Consider the following 24,090-nt stretch of genomic DNA (forward strand, 5'->3'; position numbering starts at 1 on the left):
CCAGCAGAAAATACCCATGTCAAGGATAGAGAACCAATTTACTGTGCAATTTTGGGGAGTTCGTGGCAGCATCCCCTGTCCTGGTCCACATACAGTCCGCTATGGTGGTAATACACCTTGTGTTGAAATGCAGGTGGCAGGCAAACGTCTAATTTTTGATGGTGGTACAGGGTTACACGTTTTGGGGCAATCTTTATTGCGCCAAATGCCTATAGAAGCTTACCTATTTTTCACTCATTCCCATTGGGATCATATGCAGGGTTTCCCCTTCTTTGTTCCTGGGTTTGTGAAAGGAAATAATTTTCATATCTATGGTGCGATCGCTCCCGATGGTTCCACAGTGGAACAACGATTGAACGATCAAATGCTCCACCCTAATTTTCCCGTACCTTTGCAGATCATGCAAGCCAACCTGCATTTTCACGACGTGCAACCAGGGCTACCAATCCATATCAATGATATTACCGTCGAAACAGCAGCCCTCAACCATCCAGGTGAAGCCGTAGGCTATCGAATTAACTGGCGTGGTGGTGCAGCCGTTTACATTACAGATACAGAACATTTTCCAGATAAATTGGATGAAAATGTCCTGAAGTTGGCTAAAAATGCAGATATTCTCATTTATGATTCCACCTATACTGATGAAGAATATCACTCTGCCAAATCGCCGAGAATTGGTTGGGGACATTCGACTTGGCAAGAAGCTGTCAAAATAGCAAAGGCGGCTAATGTCAAAACATTAGTTATATTCCACCATGATCCTGCCCATGATGATGATTTCTTAGATCAGATTGGCGCGCAAGCTTTTGCCCAGTTTTCTGGGGCAATTATGGCGCGGGAAGGCATGGTACTACAGGTTCCTGTGTCGGCTCCCTTATCGGAATCTTTTCCCGTTAGTAATGTTTCCGCATAAAAGTTGCACTCGGAGTAATTGTAGATTTTAGATTAGATTGGTGATTAGGAACTGTCAGCGCCAGAATCTACCTGTAAGGTATTATGCGACGAGCTGATAGTTAAATAAACCTCAAATCCCAAAATCCAAGTGCTAAATCTGTCTCAAAATGGGTGTTCTGTGTGGGTTGCTTCTACAACTGAAATGGTTCTCACGCCAACGGCTGTTGCTCTTGGTAAGTTTGATGGAGTGCATCTTGGCCATCAAAGGGTCATTCAACCAGTTTTGCAGTCAACTAGGAGCGCACAAACATGGGGAGATGCACTAGACTCATCAGCCCAATCAGCGAACCCTCCAGCAGCACCACAAGAACGGATATACTCCACAGTTGTCACTTTTCGTCCTCATCCCCAAGAGTTTTTTACAGGACAAGCCCGTACTTGGTTAACTCCTCTAGATGAAAAAGTACAACAATTGCGATCGCTTGGGGTAGATCAACTAGTACTACTACCCTTTGACAAAGAATTAACTGCCTTGTCACCGGAAGAGTTTGTCGAAAAAATTCTTGTGCAACAACTACGCTGTCAACGAATTAGCGTCGGGCAAGATTTTTGTTTTGGCAAACAACGCCGTGGTACTGCCAGGGACTTGCAGTTAATTGCAGCCAAATACCATATCCCTGTTAGCATAGTTCCTTTACAAACTTCTGATGGGCAGTTTCTTGAAGACGGCAACTGTGGTAGCTTTGAGTCTCTAGAATATGCTCCTATTAGTACTTCATTAATTCGCCAAGCTCTAGAAACCGGTGATATCAAAACTGCCAATCAATTCTTAGGAAGACCCTACATTCTCATGGGCGTAGTCGTTGAAGGCGAACAACTTGGTAGAACCATTGGTTTTCCTACAGCCAACTTGGAACTACCAAAAGATAAATTTATCCCCCGTCAAGGAGTTTACGCCGTCCGTGTCAAAATTCTCGGTGAGAGCGCAGATGCTAATGTACCACCGGAAATTTTGGGGGTGATGAATATTGGCAACCGCCCCACAGTTAATGGTACTTATTCATCGGTAGAAGTGCATCTTCTAGATTGGTCTGGGGATTTATATGGCAAGGAAATAGTAGTGCAGTTAGTGGACTTTCTGCGACCAGAACAAAAATTTCCCTCTCTAGAAGCCTTAAAAGCGCAAATTCAACAAGACTCCACTGTCGCTAGACAAATTTTGTCAAGGGAGAATTGAGAATAGGGGTGTGGGAGTTTAGGGGTGTGGGGTTTTTGAACATCTACGCCCTAGTATTCTGAATATTTTTTATCTGGAAGTTCCTTATGGGTAGGTTCCACAGACCTTGGAAGTCAGAATTCAGAATAAATTTTAAATTTTGAATTTTGACTAGCCTAAGTGGGAACACTGTAAATACAGGAGTGGGGAATAAGGCATAGGTTATTCTCCATTCCAGTTTCTTATATGAGGAATGACACACGAAGAGTGGATTTGATTAGGAGTATAAGTTTTCAAAACCTTTACACCCTTACACCCTTACACCCCTCCTCTTGTATAAGTCCTGCCATACCCTAATCCCCGAACCTGTGGTGCATGAGAGAAAAAATTGACGCTTTAACCCAAAATCTGAACCGTACCATTGTTGGCAAAACCGAGGCTATCCGCTTAGTATTAGTGGCACTTTTAGGGGGTGGTCATGCCTTACTAGAAGATGTCCCTGGAGTTGGCAAAACTCTCTTGGCTAAATCCCTGGCACGTTCACTGGATGGTACATTTCAACGACTGCAATGTACCCCTGATTTACTCCCCACAGATATCACTGGCACTAATATTTGGAACCCCAAAAGCGGCGAATTCAGTTTCATGCCTGGGCCGGTGTTTGCCAATGTTGTCTTAGCAGACGAAATTAACCGCGCCACACCCCGCACTCAATCGGCTTTGTTGGAAGTGATGGAAGAACAACAGGTAACCGTTGATGGAGTTTCCCGCACAGTCCCCCATCCTTTTTTTGTGATTGCTACGCAAAACCCTGTTGAGTATCAGGGTACATTCCCTTTACCAGAAGCTCAAATGGACAGGTTTATGTTGTCTTTAAGCTTGGGTTATCCGGGTGTGGATGAAGAACTAGAAATGTTGCAAAATCTCCAGCATGGTATTAAGGTTGGTGATTTACAGCCTTGTTTGACCTTGGCAGAGGTGGCAGAATTACGAGAAATCTGTTCTCAAGTCAAAGTAGAAACTGTTTTACAGCAATATATCCTGGAATTGGTCAGGTCTACACGCCAAGACGAAGAAATTACTCTCGGTGTCAGTCCACGGGGTACTGTTGCGCTACACAAAGCTACCCAAGCACTGGCTTTCTTATTAGGGCGTGATTATGCCATTCCTGATGATGTGAAATTTCTCGCTCCTCATGTCCTGTGCCATCGCCTAATTGCCAGGGGTGGACGTAGTGCTAGAAGTATAGTTGATAGGTTATTGCGATCGCTACCTATTCCTTAATCTGCTTGAGTTTGCTCGTGTTAGGATCGCCTACAAAACAAGGTGGATAACAGAATGAAGGCGATCGAAGTTACTGGCACAATTGATTCTCAGGGAAATCTAATTCTAGACCAGCCAATTCAGGGAACAACTTACCCTCATCAGGTGCGGGTAATTGTCTTGGTTCCAGAACAGGCGGAAACAGAAGAAGTTGACCCTGATGATACACCAGTTGAGGAAATTAAAGCTAGCTTGCGAAGAGCATTAAAGCAAGCTAAAGAAGGAAAACGCATACCCCTATCCCAAATGTGGGAGGGAATTGATGCCGAATGAACAGCCATTGGTGTTAATAGATTTAACGCCTGAATATAAACAAAATTTACGCGACCTTGCCAAAAGATTTCGCAATATTCGCTCTGACGTTCAATCGATGATCGAGCAATTACAACAAGGTAACTTTGTCGGAGGTAAAATTGGCGGCATTGGTGAGGAGTATGTTGTTTAGAAGGTGAGAGTCCGCAACACTAACATCCAAAAAGGTAAGAGTTCTGGATATCGATTAATTTATCAACTAGAATCACCGACAAGTATTTTGCTACTCACAATTTATTCCAAGTCTGACCGAGAAGATATCGGTGTCAATGAAATTCGAGATACTATAGCTGATTTTTATGGTGAGTAAATTTAACGCTCACATTTGAAGATACTCGCTACCACTCATCACTGTCTTAGGTACGTCTTATGATAGAGCTACAAGTGCCACATCTACGTATTTGGGAAGTGAGGAATGTCAAATCTGGTGAAACGCAAAGCCCGTACTAGTTCACTTAACCGCCGACCCCTGGGTTTAATTTTCATTATCCTGGTATGGAGTCTGGCTATGGGTTGGTTACTAGCCTTGGCAACTAGCGCCCACAGTGCTACACCTACAGCAGAAATTGGCACTGTTGACGTAATTCCCCCAGGACAAAAACTGGGACAAGAACTGTATTTAGAAAATTGTGCTACTTGCCACATTGGTTTACCACCGGCTGTTTTACCCAGTCAAACTTGGCGGAATCTTCTACAAGACTCACAGCATTATGGTGTACAAATCAAGCCTTTAATAGATCCACCACGGACTTTGGTCTGGCGGTATCTTTCCACCTTTTCCCGTTCCCAGCTACCAGACGAAGAAACACCCTATCGCGTCAGAAATTCTCGTTATTTTAAAGCTCTACACCCTAAAGTTGATTTACCTCGACCTGTGCAGATCAATAGCTGTGTCAGTTGTCACCCTAGTGCAAGTCAGTATAATTTCCGTCGCCTGAGTGCAGAATGGGAGAAGTAGGAGTGGATAACTAGCAGAGAATTTGAACTCAGAAACTCATTACTTCCCCATCGGATATTGCTACTTAGCGAGGATCGGCGTTCTCTGCCTCATCGGAAGGTGAAATGATACTATTAGAACAGTCTCAATTTTAAACTGCGATATAAAAGCGCTCGTTTAGTAAACTGACTAAATCAACATTTTTGTTGTTGAGTTAATTTTCATTTCATCCCCATCCATCACCCAAATGTTTGGGTAGGGTTAAATTCTTATAATCAATAGCCAGATCCCTCTAATTCCCATCCCTTCGATTTAGTTCTATAACTTGCCATGCTAAAACTCTTGTTGGGCGACCCCAACGCTCGTAAGCTCAAAAAATACCAACCCTATATTACAGAAATTAATCTCTTGGAAGAGGACATTAAAGTCCTCTCTGATGAAGATTTAAAAGGTAAAACAGCAGAGTTTAAACAGCGACTTGCCAAAGGCGAAACTTTGGATGATATCCTGCCAGAAGCCTTTGCTGTGGTAAGAGAGGCAGGACGGCGAGTCTTAGGGTTGCGGCATTTTGATGTCCAGATGTTAGGCGGCGTGATTCTGCATAGTGGACAAATCGCAGAAATGAAAACCGGTGAAGGTAAAACCTTGGTGGCTACCTTACCGAGTTATTTAAATGCTTTGACTGGTAAGGGTGTACACGTAATCACCGTGAACGATTACCTGGCTCGTCGGGACGCAGAATGGATGGGACAGGTGCATCGCTTTCTGGGTTTGAGTGTCGGGCTGATTCAATCCAGCATGACTCCCAGTGAACGCCAGAAAAACTATGAGTGCGATATCACTTACGTTACCAATAGTGAAGTTGGTTTTGACTACCTGCGGGATAACATGGCTACATCAATGGCTGATGTGGTACAGCGTCCCTTTAACTATTGCGTCATTGACGAAGTAGATTCGATTCTAGTTGATGAAGCCCGCACACCTCTAATTATTTCTGGTCAGGTAGAAAGACCGACGGAAAAATATGTGCAAGCGGCGGAAATTGCTCTGACGCTACAAAAAGATGAGCATTATGAAGTAGATGAAAAAGCTCGTAACGTACTGCTGACAGATGAGGGTTTTGCACAAGCAGAAGAACTGTTAGGAGTAACTGATTTATTTGACCCAGAAGACCCTTGGGCGCACTTTGTTTTCAATGCGATTAAAGCCAAAGAACTGTTCCTCAAGGACGTTAATTATATCGTCCGTAATGGGGAAGTTGTGATTGTGGATGAATTTACCGGACGAGTGTTACCTGGAAGACGTTGGAGTGATGGTTTACACCAGGCTATTGAAGCTAAAGAACACGTAGATATTCAACCAGAGACTCAAACTTTAGCGACAATTACTTATCAAAACTTATTCTTGTTGTATCCCAAATTAGGTGGGATGACAGGAACAGCGAAGACAGAAGAAGCTGAGTTTGAAAGAATTTACAAATTAGAAGTCACGATCATTCCCACTAACAGAATTAGAAGACGGGAAGACTTGTCTGACTTGGTATTTAAAAAAGAAATTGGCAAATGGCAGGCGATCGCGCGAGAATGTGCGGAGATGCACGAACTGGGTAGACCAGTGCTGGTAGGGACTACCAGTGTGGAAAAATCAGAATATCTCAGCCAATTACTGAGAGAACAAGGTATCCCCCACGAATTGCTCAACGCTCGTCCAGAAAACGTAGAACGGGAAGCCGAAATTGTTGCCCAAGCTGGACGCAGGGGTGCTGTCACCATCGCCACCAACATGGCAGGACGGGGTACAGATATTATCCTTGGTGGTAACTCTGAATACATGGCGCGGTTGAAATTGCGGGAATATTTTATGCCGCGTATTGTCCGACCAGATGACGAAGATGTGTTTGGTGTACAAAGGGCGGCAGGATTACCCACAGGACATGGCGCTGGTCAAGGCTTTGTTCCTGGAAAGAAAGTCAAGACTTGGAAGGCTTCGCCAGAGATTTTCCCCACGCAACTTTCTAAAGAAGCAGAACAACTCCTGAAAGAAGCAGTTGATTTTGCCGTGCGGGAATATGGCGATCGCTCTTTACCAGAATTGGAAGCAGAAGATAAAGTAGCAGTAGCCGCCGAAAAAGCCCCTACGAACGACCCGGTAATTCAGAAATTGCGCGATGCTTACAAGCGAATTAAGCAGGAGTATGAAGAATTTACCAGCACCGAACATGATGAGGTAGTCTCACGGGGCGGTTTACACGTAATTGGCACAGAACGCCACGAATCACGGCGGATTGATAACCAATTGCGGGGACGGGCTGGGCGACAAGGCGACCCTGGTTCGACAAGATTCTTCCTCAGTTTAGAGGATAACTTACTGCGGATTTTTGGCGGCGATCGCGTTGCTGGCTTAATGGAAGCCTTCAATGTAGAAGATGATATGCCCATTGAGTCGGGGATGCTGACCCGCAGTTTGGAAGGCGCACAAAGAAAAGTCGAAACTTATTACTACGACATCCGTAAGCAAGTATTTGAGTACGACGAGGTGATGAATAACCAACGTCGCGCCATCTACGCGGAACGTCGCCGGGTTCTGGAAGGTCAAGACTTGAAGGAACAGGTGATTAAGTACGCCGAGAAGACGATGGATGAAATCGTTGACTACTACATCAACGTTGATTTGCCCTCGGAAGAGTGGGAATTAGATAAGTTGGTGGATAAAGTCAAAGAGTTTGTTTATCTGCTGTCGGATATGCAGGCGAGTCAATTGGAAGATATGGGCGTGAGTGAGATTAAGGCGTTCCTCCATGAACAGGTACGCATTGCTTACGACCTCAAGGAAGCTCAAATTGACCAGATTCAGCCGGGGTTGATGCGTCAAGCTGAACGCTTCTTTATCTTGCAGCGTATTGATACTTTGTGGCGGGAACACTTGCAACAAATGGATGCTTTGCGCGAGTCTGTTGGTTTGCGTGGTTATGGTCAGAAAGACCCGCTTATTGAGTATAAGAGCGAGGGTTATGAGTTGTTCTTGGATATGATGGTGAATATCCGCCGCGATGTGGTTTATTCGCTGTTTATGTTCCAGCCCCAGCCTCAGCCAGTTGTACAAACTTCTTCGGAGATGGTTTAGGGTTAAGTACCACAGATAAAATGTTTCACGCAAAGGCGCTAAGACGCAAAGTTGTCTTAGTGCCTTTGTGTTTTTGAACGCATTCGCCGTTAGGCGTTCCCGCAGGGTAGGGGCGCGGAGATTGAAGGATAGTAAGGTGAGCTGAGTGCTGTTAGTACACACAGAATCGTGGGAATCATAAGTTACGCATACAAGTTGTATTTATCCACAAAAGCTTACCTTACAAAAAAGAGAATATTTATGGTGTATGTATCACTTGATCTTGAGCAACTCAGAGAACAAGATACGAACTTTGTGCCTAAATCTCCTTTTCAGCACCAAATTGAGGCATTTGAAAAACTTAGTAATACTTTTCGGCTTGACAATAAAAAACCAGGCAGTGGAATATTAGTGCTGCCTACAGGTGCAGGTAAAACATTTACGGCTGTAAGGTGGTTGTGTGATCATGTAGTTCCTAAAAATATTAAAATCCTTTGGTTAGCTCCTTCATATTATTTATTGGATCAAGCATTCTCTACTTTTAAAGAAAATGCACGAGGAATTTCATATTCTAAAAAAATATTAAATATTAGATGTGTTTCCAGCAATCCTTCTCATGCTAAAGCAGCATCTATAAAATCAACCGATGATATTATCATCATGACAGTACAAACAGCTATCAGTAATTTAAGCCCTAATGCTTTAGATGGTTCAGGTAATAAGGTGAAAACACCTTTTAGAAAATTTATTGAAAATTGCAAAGAAACAGGTTTGTTTATAATAGTGGATGAAGCTCACCATTCACCTGCCTATGGTTGCAGAAATTTATTAATTGGTGAGATAGGACTTAGATCAATAGTACCCAATTCAAATATACTTGGTCTAACAGCCACACCAACTTATACAGATAAGACTAGAAGAGGTTGGTTATGGAAAATATATAAGGATGGAGTTAACGGAGTTATCTATCAAGCAGATAAAGAAGCCCTAATAGCACAAGATATTCTAGCTAGACCTAATTATATTGAAGTATCGACTGGTACAGAAATGGTAGTCGATGATAGATTATATGAAAAATTAGTTAAACAACACAAAGACCTTCCTGAATCAATCATAGAAACTCTTGCAAACGATAAACATAGAAATAATCTTATAGTAAAAACTTATACATCAAATAAAGATATTTATGGTAAAACTATTATCTTTGCTGACCGTTGGTTTCAATGTGTTTATATAAAAGATAAACTTCTTGAAAAAGGTATTAAAGCAGATGCTATTTATTCCCATATAGATGCTGATCCAGGTTCATCTGAGGCACGTAATAAGCGTAGAGAAGATGAAAATAAAACAATTTTAGATGAATTTAGGAACAATAAACTTGATGTTTTAATAAACGTAAGGATGTTAACAGAGGGGGCTGATATTCCTAATGTTCAAAGTGTCTTTATTACTCGCCAAACAACAAGCTCTATTCTCATGACTCAAATGATAGGTAGAGCATTACGTGGTAAAAAAATAAAAGGTAACAGTGAAGCAAATGTTGTTTTGTTCTTCGATGACTGGAAACGTTTAATTGATTGGGCTACACCACAAATTGGTGATACTAAAGATACAGGAAAAGAATCAACAATAAAGAGTTATCCACTAGAGTATATATCGATTCGCTTAGTTGAGGAATTATCAAAATCAATTGAGAGCGGTGGAGTCCATGAAGTAATATTCTCTAAAATTTTTCCTATTGGCTGGTATAAAACTGAAATTGTATATGCTGACTCTGACAAAAATAATGAATCAATAGAAGCGTTTACCGAATATGTTATGGTTTATGACCATACACAATCCAAGCTTAATAAGTTTATTAACTTTATTCTTGATTTCAAGTTGCCAGTTGAGTGGTCTAAAGAATATCTTAATGATGAATCCCTCGAACAACAAATCGGAGAATGGATAGATTCATGGTTTGATTGGAAAACTGATAATTTGGGTGACAAACTTAGTGCTGATTTAATTAAAATCGTCAGACATATTGCACAAAACCAATCTGCACCCGAATACTATTCATTTGACGAAAGAGAGAATTATGACTTAGATAGAATTGCCAAAAGACTTATTGACTTTTCGCCGAGAGAAATAGATAAATACATAAACGAAGAGTTTGCAAAACCTGGAACATTATGGAAAACATTTTATAAAACGCCAAATCGCCTCATAACATCTGTTCATTTAGCTATCATTAAAATTATTCACGGGGGTGATAGTGAAATACCTACTATTACCGTTATCTCTCCATCTCCACATAAAGATCGAGAACTTTCAGAAAAAGAAAAAGTAAAAGTAAAAAAGCGAGACAGTTACACTTGCTTATGTTGTGGAGCCAATACTGAAGCTAAATTACAAGTTGACCACATTAAACCATTTTCTATGGGTGGGGAAACATCTATTCAGAATTCACAAACTTTATGTAATATTTGTAATAAATGCAAAGGAAAGAATGAAATTGACTTTCGATGTAATACAACAAAGTTGGCTATTCCCAAAAATTTAGATTTAACATTTAGAACAGAAAGCCAACATTCTATAAGAACTTTAACAAGAGTAGTTAATTTATTTTATCATTGCAAAGCCATTTACAAAATTGAATGGGACAGTACCATCCGTGGATACATTATATATTTATATCCGGGAAATAATCCTCAATGGTTACTGCAACATAAAGCACAACTGCTGGAGTATATTCAAGATAAGCTTGGTCGCCAAGCTTATAATATTGTGGTCACTACAAAAGAATAAATCATAAAATCTGAAACAGAATGTATTTGGCACAACTTATTAATTCAGGGTGGCTACGGCAATAACTAAACCAGCCAAATCAGCAAAAGTGTAAATTTATGACTCAAGCCTTAACCAAACAAGTAATCTTTGATGAATTTATTGATTGGTTGCCAGAAAACTCAGAGGGACGCTACGAGCTGCATGATGGAGTGATTGTCGAAATGCCAAAGCCAAGCGGGAAGCATTCCAATGTTATAGGCTTCCTGATAGAAGAATTATTCCTTAGCATCATCCAAATAGGGAAACGCGGTATTTGGACTATTCCCAGAGAGTCGATTGTTAAGCCTAACAGTAAATCTGGTTATGAACCCGATATCATCGTTTTGGATCAAGAGGCGTTAAGCAATGAACCCCGATGGGAGCGTGAGTCCATCATTGAGAATCCAGCAAGTGTGAAGTTAATTGTTGAAGTTGTCAGCACGGCAGTTGCTTCAAGCCGGGAAACCCGTCCAACGCACTGCCTCACTAACTGGCGTGATGATTATTACAAAAAGCGTGCTGATTATGTTCGCGTAGCGTCTCGAAGGGAAGAGATGGGTATTCCTGAATACTGGATTGTAGACTATGCCGGCTTGGGTGGACGAGCTTTTATTGGCAACCCTAAACAGCCAACTATCTCAGTCAATTACCTAATTGAAGGTGAGTACCAAGTGAGTCAGTTTCGGCAAGGGGAACGCATTCAATCAGTTACATTCCCTGAGTTGGATTTAACTGTTGACCAAATTTTTCAGGTGGGATGATAAGTTGATTTGGGGAAAGTCCAAGGTGAAGGAACAGCGAGAAGGGATTCTGGGCTATTCTTAAATAGGTACGAGATTTGCCGAAGTAAGTAAGAATGAAACTGGCAGCAAGAGTAAGTCAGGTAACACCTTCGATAACCTTAGCGATCGCAGCGAAAGCTAAGGCCATGAAGGCAGAGGGTATAGACGTTTGTAGTTTTAGCGCTGGTGAACCCGACTTTGATACCCCAGCGCATATCAAAGCAGCAGCCGCCAAGGCTTTGGATGAAGGCAAAACCAAGTATGGTGCAGCAGCTGGAGAACCAAAGTTAAGGGAAGCGATCGCCCACAAGTTGCAAAAGGATAATCATCTGGATTACAAGCCAGAGAATGTCATTGTCACTAATGGCGGTAAGCATTCGCTTTACAACTTGATTGTGGCGCTGATTGATCCAGGTGATGAGGTAATTATCCCTGCTCCCTATTGGTTGAGTTATCCCGAAATGGTGACTCTGGTAGGTGGGAAGTCGGTAATTGTCCCCACAGATGCTTCCACTGGTTATAAAATTACTCCCGAACAACTGCGGAAAGCTATTACCCCCAAAACCAAGCTATTTGTCCTCAACTCCCCATCTAACCCCACAGGAATGGTGTATACACCAGAGGAAATCAAGGCTTTGGCTCAGGTAGTAGTTGATGCAGATATCTATGTTGTGTCTGATGAGATTTACGAAAAAATTCTCTATGATGGCGCACAGCATATCAGCATCGGTTCGCTAGGGAAGGAAATTTTTAACCGCACTTTGATTAGTAATGGCTTTGCCAAAGCTTATTCTATGACGGGGTGGCGCTTGGGGTATTTAGCCGGGCCAGTGGACATTATCAAGGCTGCTAGTTCCATTCAAGGGCATAGTACATCGAATGTGTGTACCTTTGCTCAATATGGGGCGATCGCTGCTTTGGAAGATTCCCAAGACTGTGTGGAAGAAATGCGCCAAGCTTTCGCTAAACGTCGTCAGGTAATGCTAGATCGACTCAACGCCATTCCCGGCTTGAGTACTGCAAAACCAGACGGTGCATTTTATCTGTTTCCAGATATCAGCAAAACCGGTTTGAAATCCCTCGAATTTTGTGATGCTTTGATTGAAGAACACAAGGTTGCAGTGATTCCAGGGATAGCTTTTGGTGCTGATGACAACATCCGCCTCTCCTACGCCACCGATTTGGCAACAATTGAGAAAGGTTTGGATCGGTTAGAGAAGTTTGTCCGTTCTCGCATTTAGTGAATCATCGGGTGTCAGCTACTGTCAAGTCAAAAATATCATACATCTTCTTATAGGGTGGGCATCTTGCCTACCCTAAATATTTGGGAGTTTTATTGTGGTGTGGAACATAATGAATATAGATTTGTAGTCTAGTCAGCGAATAAAAACGGAAAATATTCCTATGACAGCGCTTACATTAAATCTCGATTCTGTCATTAAATTGACAAGAGAACAGTTTTATAAATTGTGTATAGAAAACCCTGATTTAAAATTAGAACGCAATGCCCAGGGAGAATTAATTATCATGCCACCGACAGGAGGAGAAACAGGGAGAAGTAATGTTAATTTAATTCTGCAAGTAGCATCATGGAATGAAATAAATCATGGGGGTGAAGTTTTTGATTCATCTACCGGATTTACTTTACCCAACGGTGCTGATCGTTCTCCTGATGTTTCTTGGGTAGAAAAGTCTCGTTGGGAAGCGTTAACTAAAGAACAAAGAGAAAAATTTATTCCTTTGTGTCCTGATTTTGTCATTGAAATAATGTCACCATCCGACAGTTTAAAAAAAGTTCAAGACAAAATGTATGAATATATGTTAAATGGATGTAGATTGGGTTGGTTGATTAACCGAAAAAAACAGGAAGTAGAAATTTATCACCCAGAACGGGAAGTAGAAATTTTAACATTACCTCAAACGCTTTCTGGTGAAGATGTTTTACCTGGGTTTGTACTCAATCTGCAACGAATTTGGGAATAACATTAACAACTAATAACTAACACGCATTCACGGAATCAAGCTGAATTTTCCATCAAGGAGTATGGTTGAATTAAAACCTCTGCTGGAATCCCCAATTGTTGATGTAAACGCCGAATTATTTCCAAAGTTAACGCCTGTCTACGATGTAAAATGTTGCTGATTTCTGTTTTGCTGCCAATGACAGGCTCTAAATCATTTACAGATAACCCACGGGATTCAAGATAATATAAGATTTCTTCAATAGTATCTGGTGCTGCAATTGGGTAATGTTTTTGTTCGTAGGCTTCCACAAGTGTAGTTAATACTTCCAACTTGTCAGACTCTGGTGTATTTAATTTTGAATCGAACAATCTTGCAATTTCATCAAGCGCCGCACGATAATCAGCTTCATTACGAATCGGACGGGGTTCCAGCATAATATTACTGCCTCAAATACTTGTTGCATCTACTTTATCGTATTCTTTATGTGTTCCCAGAAAAGGAATAAAAATAATTCCAATGTCATAACGGATGTGAACAATTAAGCGGTAATCATTGCCTTTGATATTAAAAACCACTCGATTATTCGCAATAATACTAGTATTACGATAGGTGCTTTTAATATCTGCTGGACTATCCAATTCTGCACGAGACGCTTCATCAAACCAAGCTTTTAAGGGCTGTTCAGCATCGGGATACGCTTCCCAAAACTTTCGTAATGTGCTGCGGGCAATGATTCGCATAATACTAGTATTTCCTAAACCAAACCCATTTCTCGTAACCCTTGACGCAGCCTCATCGCTTCTTCTGGGTTGTCTTGTTCATGGAGGATAATGGCATTTTTAAAAGCTGTGATACTGGCCGGAACATTGCCGACTTTTAACTGTACTACCCCTAAATTTTGATAAGCTTCTGCATAGCTTGGTTTTAATTTAATGGCTTTTTGATAACAGGCGATCGCCTCTATAAATAAACCCATTGCTTTGCAGATCATCCCCAAATTATAATGTCCGGTGGCAAAGTTGGAGTCAATTTTTAAAGCAGTTTCATAGGTTTTTTTTGCCCCCTTTAAATCTCCAGAGGCTTTCAATAAACTACCTAAATTATTATATGCTCCTAACTTGAGCATGGGATAAATTGGCAATTTGATGGCAGTTTGGTAGTGATAAATTGCCTGTTGCGTGTTCTGCAAGCGATTGTAAGCAATGCCTAAATGATAATGGAGTTCATACAAAATTTCGTACTCTTCCTGACAAGCGTTGATACCGCGCTTTAATAACTCCATTCCTTTGTCAGTCTTCCCCGTCTCCACATATAACGCCCCTAACTTACTGCAAACATAGGGATCATGGGGATGAGTGGCGAGAAACCCTTCCATTGTGGCTTGGGCTTTGGCATATTTGTTATTTTGCGCGATCGCACTTTTTTGATAACCTGCATGAAGAATCGCTACCCCTTGTAAATAACCAATTTGCCATTGGGGTTCCTTCTGGAGAATTGCCGAAACACTATCGTCTACTAAAGCATGGTAGGGACGCTCAAAGCGAATTTCTGGATGGTTGCGAAATAGGCGCGACACCAGAGAGTAGGGAGATTGTTCTGCGCCTACTTCTTGACGCATGAGATTGACAAGTAAATATTCTTCACTGGCGATCGCATTTTTTAAATGTGGGACAATTGCTGGTGTAAGAGTTTCATCAGCATCTAAAACTAATACCCAATCACCAGTAACATATTTTAGGGCAGTATTGCGGGCTATGCTGAAATCGTTACACCAAACAAAATCATAAACCTCAGCCCCAAATTGTCTGGCAATATGGGGAGTACCATCTTGAGAACCTGTATCTAAAACTACAATTTCATTTACTACATTTACGACACTACTTAAACACTTTGGTAGTGCCGTCGCCTCATTTTTGACAATCATACATAGACTAAGTTTCATATTGGCGAATCATTATAGTTTTTCATGTATTTTCTCAATCATCACATCAAGGCTTTATTTTATTGACAAATATTAGGAATGATGTTAACAAATTTTGACTAATTAGCTGAGAGCAAAATTTGCTCATAAAGGGATTAATTTGAGATTTGTTGTGGCAATTTCATAGCACCTACACATCATCCACATATTTTATTCACAATACTGAATGAAATTAACTGGTTATAGTTAATGATTCGTTACAACTACTGTGGCGATGACGTTCCGCTTGAGAGAAGCATTTTTGGGGTTGCTTAAAATCCTTCACCCACAAGGAGATGAGGAATATGGTAATAAGTAATTGGACTATTACCCATTACCAAAGCGAGGGACTTGCAGATAAAAGAATATCCGCAATGTAGGGTGCGTCAGTGCAAGAAAACTTAGCTGTACCACGCAATTATTCATACTGACGCACCCTACTAACCGTCAATTTGCAATAGTTTATCTTCTGGTGTTCCTTTAACTAGAAGCCTCTGACTAAGGAGACAAACTTGCATAACACAATTCAGATGAGGTTCATGGTATCGTGTTCACCGTGACTTTTAATCTATCTACTAATACCTGACCTTTTGTGATACCAGCAGCTCGCCAGTAAAGCCTTAAACCAGACAATTGAGTGAAGTATTGATAAAAAGGAGCAGTACTACTTTGCGGTAAAAACATGATCGCTTCACGAGTAAAATTACCACTTCCATTCGCATCGCGCCATAGTTCTTGTGTATTTGGTGTGACTACATAGCGAAAAGTCTGCCAATTCGTCGAGGCTAACCCAGTAGCTGAACGTGACCAGCTATTAGCCGGAAAGGGAGAACCTTGACCGGGAACACCACCGCCAGCACTTTGGATAAACCCAGGTAACCACCAGTCAGGAATATTATCATTATTGGCATCAAATTTTTCGTATTCTCCCGATGCAGACATTCCCCCACCATATTGAAGCATAGCGAAAGAAGCCGCATTATTTCCAGAGCGAATACGGGCATGGTAAGCTGGTTGCGCCCATATGTTAGGCGTACTGAAGTCCTGGTATTTACTGTTAGGAGTGAGATTTAGTCCACCTATAGGATAGTTGTGATTTAGGATAACTAAAAATCGTCCCCCTTCACCAGAACTAGTATTACTCAACTCCATCCATTTGACGCGAAACTCTACGGTAACTACACGAGTAGCATGATTAATTGGTTGGGGAAATTGCCAGTCTAAAGCAGAAAATCCTTTTAAGCCTGTAAGATTGGTGTAATTGCTACTTAAGCCATTAATCAAGATATTAGCAGCGCTATGGGTTGTGCCATCAGCAATACCCACAGCTTTATTACCGCCGCCAATATCAAAAATTTGAAAAGCAGAAGTACCAACTGGATGACCACCCCAAGAGATACTGGTACTTAAGTCTTTCCAATTTCTTATGTGACTGAAGTTCTCATTAATTAGGGTAGTTGTAGATGCTATTACTGGTTTGGCTTCCATAATTGAGACTAGGGTAGTTAATCCCGCCAAACAGCCTAAAACAATTCTCGGTAGTTGCATAAAGTCGCTCTTATTCTAGCGCCACAAGTGTAAGCGTCAGAAGTTTCCGCGTCTATAGTAATCACCTTGAATTTGTGGAAGCTAGTCAGAAAATATAGCTGGGGACTGGGGACTGGGAACTGGGGATTGGGGATTGGGGATTGGGTGAAAGGTCTTGTTGTGTCTAGGTTGTATCATCTATTGATGTCCTAACACTACTGGTAACAGTTAGACTACCGTAGACCCAGAAAAATTATCGAAAAAGATTGACTTAGGAGCGATTTTGCCTGATGACCAAACCACCAGCAAACGCACCTAATATCGCACCTGTCCAAACTCCAGTTGTAGCACCTTGCCAAGTTGCTCCTGGGGTTATCCAAACGTTACATAATTCTTTTATGCCCCAATTTTGATTTTGACACCTCTGACTATGCAACATTAAGGTGATTTGACTACCAATGTTCCCGCCGAGAAATCCTGATGATAGTGCTAGAGCAGTACAGATTAAGATTTTATTTTTGACCATTTGTTCAGTTGTCAGTTGTCAGTTGTATGTGTTTTACCACTGACCACTAACTACTGACAACTCACAAATCAACCTGTATTTCTCATCCCTGCGGCAATACCATTAATGGTTAACAGTGCGCCGCGCAATAATTCTCCCTTGCTGTAACGAGAGTGAATGACACCAGAGGTAGCATTATTATTCTTGGACTGGCGTAGGCGCTTGAGGAGGGAAACTTGGATAAATCCTAGCGGGACGATTGTACCATTGCGTAACTGTACAGAACGCTGGAGTACAGGATCACCATCTAAAAGCCGACTGTGGTCGGTGATTTTTAAGACTAAATCTCTGGTGAGATAATATTCGTTAGCGATTTGCTCAAATACTTTCTCGAATCGAGACTTATCTTCAGGGTCAGATAATTCTTGTACGTAGTGACCAGCCATTTGCATATCTACTTTTGCCAAGGTCATTTCTACTTTAGAAATCACCATCTTGAAGAAAGGCCACTTGACATAAAAGTAGCGCATCAATTTGAGATGTTCTTCTGGTTCTTCGTTGAAAAATTCTTGCAAAGCTGTACCGACACCGTACCAAGAAGGTAGTAAGAATCGTGTTTGTGTCCAGCTAAATACCCAAGGGATGGCGCGGAGGCTGCTTAAATCTTTCTTACCAGAAGGACGACGGGCGGGACGAGAACTAATTTGTAGTTGACTGATTTCTTCGATGGGGGTGACTTGGTGGAAGAAGTCGATGAAATCAGGTTGTTCGTAAATTAAACCACGATAATGTTGCCGCGATCGCGCTGCTAATTCTTCCATAATTTCGTTCCACGGTTCAATATCATCAAACCCAGTCCGCAGGAGGCTGGCTTGAATTACCGCCGTGGTGATGGTTTCCAAGTTGTACAGGGCTAAATCTAGCAAGGAGTATTTGGAAGCTAATACTTCCCCTTGTTCGGTAATTTTAATCCGCCCGTTGATGCTGTGTCCTGGCTGTGCCAAAATCGCTTCGTGGGCTGGGCCGCCTCCCCGTCCTACGGAACCGCCGCGCCCGTGGAAAATCCGCAGATTTACGCCATATTCTTCGGCGATTTTCTGTAATGATTTTTGGGCTTTGTGAATTTCCCAGTTGCTACTCAAGAAGCCAGAGTCTTTGTTGCTGTCGGAATAGCCCAGCATGACTTCTTGTAAGTCGGGGGTTAATACGGAGTGGGGGGTGGGGAGTGGGGTTGACTCAGGACTGGGGACTTTTACCTCAGTACTTTTATAACCACCTGCTAATAGGGCGCGGTATAGAGGTAATTCAAATAACTGTCGCATGACGCTGCGAGAACGTTGTAAATCTTCGACAGTCTCAAATAATGGTACAACCTGAATTGTGCCGACGGCGATCGCTGGGTCAAAAAGTCTGGCTTCTTTGGCTAGGAGTAAAACTTCTAAGACATCGCTGACTTGACGACACATACTAATGATGTAAGTTTGGCAGATATTAATGCCAAATTCTTGCTGGAGCGATCGCACTACGCGGAAGGTTTTGATGACATCATTAGTTTTATCTGAGAATGGTAATTCTGACGAAATTAATGGGCGACGGGTTTGCAGTTCGGTTGTCAGCCAAGCCACTCGCTGTTCTTCGGAGAGGTCGTTGTATGGCTGGGGTAATAGTTGGAGATAGTCGAGAATCTCGTTTAACGCGTCGGAGTGTCTGGTGGATTCTTGACGAATGTCTAATTTTGTCAAGTTAAAATCAAAAATTTCCACTTGACAGATCAAATTATCCAATTCTCGGCAGCTTAAACCTGTTTCTGTCAAGTTATGCTGAATTAACCGTAGTTCTGCCAGAAATTCTGCCCCCGAACGATACATGGGGCTATCTTCATTGGTGGGGGTTTCACCTTTATATAATGCTAAATTGCGATCGCGGGTATTTTCCAGCCGCTTGAGGACGTAAGCTAACTTCAGGCGATAAGGTTCTTGGCGATATCTCAGGGCTAATGCGTCGTATACTTCACTTAACTGGGATTGATCTAACTCCAAGGATTCCAATAAGTCTGGTAAAACGTCACTCCAGTGCATGGAGATACTTAATAATTCAATCAATTGCTTGACTGACTTGATATATCTTTCCAGCACCATTTTGCGCTGATAACAAGCTGTCTGCCAGGTAATTTCCGGTGTTACCGATGGATTACCGTCTCTATCTGAACCTACCCAAGAACCGAAGGAACAAAAATCTTTACTGGGTGGTTCTAGCCAAGAAAAGGTTTGATTGAGGGCGTATTTGAAGCGCTTATACAGTTGGGGAATCCCATCAAATAAAACTTCTTGGAAGTAGTGCAAAGCATAATCCACTTCATCCAATACAGTGGGCTTAAATTGGTGGAGTTCATCTGTACGCCACCACAAGCGAATTTCTTCTAGTAATTTTTCCCGAATTTCCCCCGCTTCCCAAGGATAGCCGCCGCCCTCCTTAGCCCGATTTTCCACCTCATCGAGTTGTTGCAACAAATCTACTACTTGCCGTTGTTTGTCCCGAATGGTGTGGCGGACAATTTCCGTCGGGTGGGCGGTGAATACCAAACGGACATCTAGTTGGGAAATTAGGCGTTGAATTTGTTGGGGGGGGACATTTAATTTAGACAGTAAGGGAAATAACGCCGCAAAAGTACCTTTTTGTTTCCCTTGTCCGCGATTAGTCCAATTTTTTCCTAAGAAATCAGTTCCTAAGCCCCGGTTGAAAATGACATCATCTTCGTTGTGGTTAGAGGATGAGGTAATGTTTTCGGAACCATTCAGGGGTGCTGTTTCCGCTTCTAAGTCAGAATAGCGGGTTAATTGCTGCCTTTGCTCATATTCCTGCTCTATGATGTTGATCAGCTGAAAATACAAAGCAAAAGCCCTAGCCGCCCGGATAGCTTCATTAATATTCAACTGTTCAATTAACTTGACAGCAGAAACTGCTTGGTCTTTTGTGGCTTGTCCTTCTGGCGAACACAAATCACGCAACTGTCGTAACAAATCCACCATATTTTGGCCGCATTCTTGCCGCAGTACCGACTCCCACAGTTCTTCTACTATTTGGAGACGATGACGCAAGAATAATTCCGATGCTGGATATAAATTAGCAGATTCAGATAAGGAGTATAAAACAGAACCCATATTTGCTTCTCTTGTAAAGCCAATTACTGTTTAACAGATTGATTTTTGGTAACTTATGCTCTTAGTTACTTGTGTGAGCATATATTCAAAGTATATTTTTTAACTTTAATTGTTAGATTCATCGTCATCAGGGAAGGGTAAAATAGGCAGGCGATCGCCGCGAAATAATTCTTCACTGGCTTGGCCTAAGGATTCCAGGGCTTTTACGGTGACTTGTCCAGTGGTCAGCAGCAGTAGTATAGACGCTGTACCTATTTCTAAGAGGAAAGATTGGGGAATGCTAAACAAAACCAAATTTAATCCGGGGGTTGGTGTGGACTGTTGGGTAATAGGAGGCATTGCTTGTCCTTAAATGATTAGCCAGCGAGTAGAATAAAACGCAAAACTCAAAATCTGTATGACTTGTAACTGTATAAGACTATCTTGTCCTATTTAGCAAGCCGAGATGGTAACGAAATTGTTAACAGAAAACTTCAAAATGTGATAGACCTATGGTTTTAGTTTACAAGTGCAGGCACTACCCCCCAAAATTCGCTTCTTGTAAAGTTAACTGCCCATGAAAACAGTCCTACTAGATAGCCAGCAATCCTTGTTGCAATGGGTCAGCCAAGCAACGGGGATAAATACTTTCGGGGTGAAAGTCCGGTTACGGGGAAATGATCTTCATATTCTTTGTGAAGGTTTAGAGTGTCCTCAACGCTGGCGCACTCTCTCTGATTTGCTTCATGCGTTACAGCAAACAGATTTAGATGTCCTCACCAGCAACGAACAACCCTCAATATACCAAGTATTTGTCTACGGGCGAAAAAAAGGGGAGTACCGCCCCCAATGGTGCCACAAAGTCCACTTAAACCAGTTGGAACGCCATCTGGAACAAGTGGAACAAGCCCTACTAGAAGACGCAGCTAAAGCCCCTGGTGGGGCAATGATTCTCTCTAATGAGAGTTTGGCACGTCGAGGTGATGCCAACGCCATAGCCCGTTATCTCAGCGAAACCTTGAGTGCAATGGGTGTGGCGGTGCAGGTGAAGGTGAAACAGCATCAGCCTGAGGATGGTAATGCTGATGTATTTAGTCGCCTGTGGATATTTTGCCAGTCTGCTTATAGTCCTGACCCTTCATTATTAGCCGAACCCGTAGCTCAGAAATTACGCCAATTGAAGTTGGCTGGCTATCGTGATGCTGTTATTGTTTCTCAAGTTAGTGGTGAGACAAACCCTGATTGGTTGTTGAGGATTGACTTGACACCACCGGAGGTAATGCTGAAGGAATGGGCTAGGTGGGGGGATGTGCAAGCGATCGCCCGTCTACTCGCAGCCGCATTATCAGAGTTACTGGTAACTGTGCAGGTTTCTTTGCAAGAATCCACCCTACATATATTTTGTGAACCCACTGCTAATTCAGCGCCAGATTCCCCAGCACCAGACAAGACAAGTTGCATTGAGAAAATTTCCTCCCAACTAGAAGCGATCGCTCCCCAAGGTATCCTCGCGGCTACTGTTTACGGGCAGAAAATCAATGACAAACAACCAGAATGGATTGATTGGCTGAAGTTACCCGCCAGTGAACATCCAGCTTTGGCTACTTCCGCCTTTGACTTAGCTGTTACTGGTGATGAACCTGCAATTATTTTCCTCCTCGAACGCCTCCTCAACCCAGACCTAGACCGCAAGTTAAAAACAGGCGGTCTGCGGGTACTGTTGTTGCGGAAAGGGGATTTACTCCACATTATGTGTGATGCACCCATTTGTCCCAGTCGCAAACAAGTAGCACCAAAAGTTATCCAGTTTTTGCGTCAGTTAAACTTGGCGGGGACTGCTGGCGTGCGTGTTTATGGTCGCCGTGCCGGGAATAAAGAACCCTTTTGGCATTATGGTGTAGATTTAGTCCACCGCCAGCGCCTAGTTCCCGAAGCCACCCCAGAATTTGCCGCTACTTCCGAATACGTCAACGACCTAATTACCAGGGAAGATGACGAACCAATTTTACGTTCTGAGGTCACCACCGAGGAAGTCCAGAATTTTGTCTCGGAAGTGGCGCGAGATTGGGTAGCTACCACAACCACCACCGTGAGAAAGTGGTTTCTCAATACCCAGTTATTTACCGAAAGCGGTCAGCAGACCAACCAATTTACTGATACCCAAGGGGTAAAAGTTGCCTTAGTTTGGGGTACTTTGGGCTTATTACTCACCCTGCAAACAGATTGGATTTTAGGTGTGATTGTAACTCGCACTACGCCCAGTACAACACAGGCCGCGAGTATCTCCCAAGCATCACCCTCTGACCAAACTGACTATGAAGATAATCAAAGTCAGAGAACCGCATTTTTCACCAGCAGTTCTCAGCAGAGGGGTGGCGTATTCAATCCTTCTGGCTTTACTCAAGATGAGAACCAACCCAAAAACTTAAAAGCTGCACCGCTCAGAGAAAAAGCCACAGCTGCCGCTATTTTATTAGCCGCGCGATCGCAAATGCCCAGCTTTAATGTCAGGCAATTAGATGAACAATTGGCTTTATATAAGCAACGCATCGCCAGAAACGGTAAAGCGCCGGATGTGTTAATTATTGGTTCCTCCCGCGCCTTGAGGGGAGTTGATCCGATGGCTTTATCTAAAGCTTTAGCATTGCAAGGTTATCCCAAAATAGATGTATTTAACTTTGGCATTAACGGAGCCACCGCCCAAGTTGTAGACTTTGTAGTTCGCCAAGTTCTGCAACCATCGGAACTACCAAAAATCATTATTTGGGCTGATGGTTCCCGTGCGTTTAATAGTGGACGAGAGGATTTAACATTTAGAGCGATCGCTAATTCCCCTGGCTATCAAGATATTTTACAGAAAGCCCAGACAGCCTCCAGTAGCGAAGAATCAGCAAAAACTCCCCAAAAGTCGGCTGAAGAAGTGAAAAAACCACCCAAGCCAGAAATGAATAGCTATCAAGCTGTGAATTTGTGGTTGAACCAAGGTTTGGCGGCCGTTTCTGTCACCTATCAAAACCGCGAACAAGTCAAAATATTATTGCAAAATAAACTAGCATCTTTACCTATATTTAGTAGCAAGTCACCAGAAGCCAAATCACCAACACAGTCAACCATAGATAATGCCGAAGATAGTAGTAATTTACAAGCTGTTGATTTTGATGGTTTCCTTGCTTTATCTGTGCGCTTTCATCCAGCTAGATACTATCAAAAACATCCTAAAGTCACAGGTAATTACGACAACGATTATAAATCATTTCAAGTAGGCGGTATACAAGATGCAGCCTTCCGAGATGTTTTGCAATTTACCCAATCGCAAAATATTTCTTTAGTCTTTGTCAATATGCCTCTAACAGCAGAATATTTAGACCCAGTACGCAAAAAATACGAGCAAGAATTTCAGCAATATATGTTAGCTCTAGCCACAAATCCTAACTTTATCTATCGAGATTTAAGCGAACTGTGGACAAAAGCCAATGATTATTTTTCTGACCCCAGCCACCTTAATCGTTTCGGTGCTTATGAAGTCTCGAAAAAACTAGCCAATGACCCGATGATTTCCTGGCCAGCGAAGTAGTAGAGGAGCAGGGGAAGCAGGGGAAGCAGGGGAAGCAGGGGA

General features: G+C 42.3%; 18 protein-coding genes and 1 pseudogene. 12 read left to right on the forward strand and 7 right to left on the reverse strand.

Annotated features, from left to right (window positions below):
* Nucleotides 1-16: 16 nt before the first annotated feature.
* The 11 genes and pseudogenes from GSQ19_RS15900 (at nucleotide 17) to GSQ19_RS15950 (ending at nucleotide 13,360) form a co-directional block, all read left to right on the forward strand.
* Nucleotides 17-913, forward strand: coding sequence for an MBL fold metallo-hydrolase (locus GSQ19_RS15900; protein ID WP_011318906.1), 897 nt, complete (start codon nucleotides 17-19; stop codon nucleotides 911-913).
* A 129-nt stretch (nucleotides 914-1,042) separates the two neighbouring features.
* Nucleotides 1,043-2,131 (forward strand): bifunctional riboflavin kinase/FAD synthetase, encoded by a 1,089-nt coding sequence (locus tag GSQ19_RS15905; RefSeq protein WP_041456194.1) that lies wholly within the window; start codon nucleotides 1,043-1,045, stop codon nucleotides 2,129-2,131.
* A 354-nt stretch (nucleotides 2,132-2,485) separates the two neighbouring features.
* The gene (locus GSQ19_RS15910) at nucleotides 2,486-3,394 is read left to right on the forward strand and encodes an AAA family ATPase (protein WP_011318908.1); all 909 of its coding nucleotides are present in this window, start codon (nucleotides 2,486-2,488) and stop codon (nucleotides 3,392-3,394) included.
* Nucleotides 3,395-3,448: 54 nt separating this feature from the next.
* Nucleotides 3,449-3,706, forward strand: a complete 258-nt coding sequence (locus GSQ19_RS15915) for a type II toxin-antitoxin system RelN family antitoxin (RefSeq protein ID WP_011318909.1) — start codon at nucleotides 3,449-3,451, stop codon at nucleotides 3,704-3,706.
* Nucleotides 3,696-4,055 (forward strand): annotated as a pseudogene (locus GSQ19_RS15920) (type II toxin-antitoxin system RelE/ParE family toxin). The gene GSQ19_RS15915 and the pseudogene GSQ19_RS15920 overlap by 11 nt, the downstream one beginning before the upstream one ends.
* 105 nt (nucleotides 4,056-4,160) lie before the next feature.
* Complete coding sequence (locus GSQ19_RS15925) at nucleotides 4,161-4,703, forward strand: cytochrome c (RefSeq protein WP_011318910.1); 543 nt, start codon at nucleotides 4,161-4,163, stop codon at nucleotides 4,701-4,703.
* Between the two features lie 309 nt (nucleotides 4,704-5,012).
* Nucleotides 5,013-7,805 carry a preprotein translocase subunit SecA gene (secA, locus tag GSQ19_RS15930; RefSeq protein WP_011318911.1) on the forward strand — a complete coding sequence of 931 codons (2,793 nt, stop codon included), beginning with the start codon at nucleotides 5,013-5,015 and terminating at the stop codon, nucleotides 7,803-7,805.
* Between the two features lie 240 nt (nucleotides 7,806-8,045).
* Entirely contained in the window at nucleotides 8,046-10,574 is a 2,529-nt protein-coding gene (locus tag GSQ19_RS15935) for a DEAD/DEAH box helicase (protein ID WP_011318912.1), read from the forward strand.
* Between the two features lie 98 nt (nucleotides 10,575-10,672).
* On the forward strand, nucleotides 10,673-11,356 hold the full coding sequence (locus GSQ19_RS15940) for a Uma2 family endonuclease (protein WP_011318913.1): 684 nt from the start codon (nucleotides 10,673-10,675) through the stop codon (nucleotides 11,354-11,356).
* Between the two features lie 95 nt (nucleotides 11,357-11,451).
* Nucleotides 11,452-12,618 (forward strand): pyridoxal phosphate-dependent aminotransferase, encoded by a 1,167-nt coding sequence (locus GSQ19_RS15945; RefSeq protein WP_011318914.1) that lies wholly within the window; start codon nucleotides 11,452-11,454, stop codon nucleotides 12,616-12,618.
* Nucleotides 12,619-12,781: 163 nt separating this feature from the next.
* Nucleotides 12,782-13,360, forward strand: coding sequence for a Uma2 family endonuclease (locus GSQ19_RS15950; RefSeq protein WP_011318915.1), 579 nt, complete (start codon nucleotides 12,782-12,784; stop codon nucleotides 13,358-13,360).
* Nucleotides 13,361-13,395: 35 nt separating this feature from the next.
* On the opposite strand, the gene GSQ19_RS15955 is transcribed toward GSQ19_RS15950, so the two are convergent.
* The 7 genes from GSQ19_RS15955 to GSQ19_RS15985 form a co-directional block, all read right to left on the reverse strand.
* Nucleotides 13,396-13,776, reverse strand: a complete 381-nt coding sequence (locus tag GSQ19_RS15955; RefSeq protein ID WP_011318916.1) for a helix-turn-helix domain-containing protein — start codon at nucleotides 13,774-13,776, stop codon at nucleotides 13,396-13,398.
* A 12-nt stretch (nucleotides 13,777-13,788) separates the two neighbouring features.
* Nucleotides 13,789-14,082 carry a type II toxin-antitoxin system HigB family toxin gene (locus GSQ19_RS15960; RefSeq protein ID WP_011318917.1) on the reverse strand — a complete coding sequence of 98 codons (294 nt, stop codon included), beginning with the start codon at nucleotides 14,080-14,082 and terminating at the stop codon, nucleotides 13,789-13,791.
* A gap of 14 nt (nucleotides 14,083-14,096) precedes the next feature.
* Nucleotides 14,097-15,284 carry a tetratricopeptide repeat protein gene (locus tag GSQ19_RS15965; protein WP_011318918.1) on the reverse strand — a complete coding sequence of 396 codons (1,188 nt, stop codon included), beginning with the start codon at nucleotides 15,282-15,284 and terminating at the stop codon, nucleotides 14,097-14,099.
* A gap of 555 nt (nucleotides 15,285-15,839) precedes the next feature.
* Entirely contained in the window at nucleotides 15,840-16,850 is a 1,011-nt protein-coding gene (locus GSQ19_RS15970) for a hypothetical protein (protein WP_011318919.1), read from the reverse strand.
* A 250-nt stretch (nucleotides 16,851-17,100) separates the two neighbouring features.
* Complete coding sequence (locus GSQ19_RS15975) at nucleotides 17,101-17,355, reverse strand: hypothetical protein (protein WP_011318920.1); 255 nt, start codon at nucleotides 17,353-17,355, stop codon at nucleotides 17,101-17,103.
* Nucleotides 17,356-17,423: 68 nt separating this feature from the next.
* On the reverse strand, nucleotides 17,424-20,495 hold the full coding sequence (gene ppc, locus GSQ19_RS15980; RefSeq protein ID WP_011318921.1) for a phosphoenolpyruvate carboxylase: 3,072 nt from the start codon (nucleotides 20,493-20,495) through the stop codon (nucleotides 17,424-17,426).
* Nucleotides 20,496-20,600: 105 nt separating this feature from the next.
* On the reverse strand, nucleotides 20,601-20,834 hold the full coding sequence (locus GSQ19_RS15985; RefSeq protein ID WP_011318922.1) for a hypothetical protein: 234 nt from the start codon (nucleotides 20,832-20,834) through the stop codon (nucleotides 20,601-20,603).
* Nucleotides 20,835-21,051: 217 nt separating this feature from the next.
* Here GSQ19_RS15985 and GSQ19_RS15990 point away from each other — a divergent pair, with 217 nt between their 5' ends.
* Nucleotides 21,052-24,048: a DUF1574 family protein gene (locus tag GSQ19_RS15990; protein ID WP_011318923.1), complete on the forward strand. Its 2,997-nt coding sequence runs from the start codon at nucleotides 21,052-21,054 to the stop codon at nucleotides 24,046-24,048.
* Nucleotides 24,049-24,090 lie beyond the last annotated feature (42 nt).

Origin of the sequence: Trichormus variabilis 0441, assembly GCF_009856605.1 — a bacterium.
In the GTDB taxonomy this organism is placed as follows: Bacteria; Cyanobacteriota; Cyanobacteriia; order Cyanobacteriales; family Nostocaceae; genus Trichormus; species Trichormus variabilis.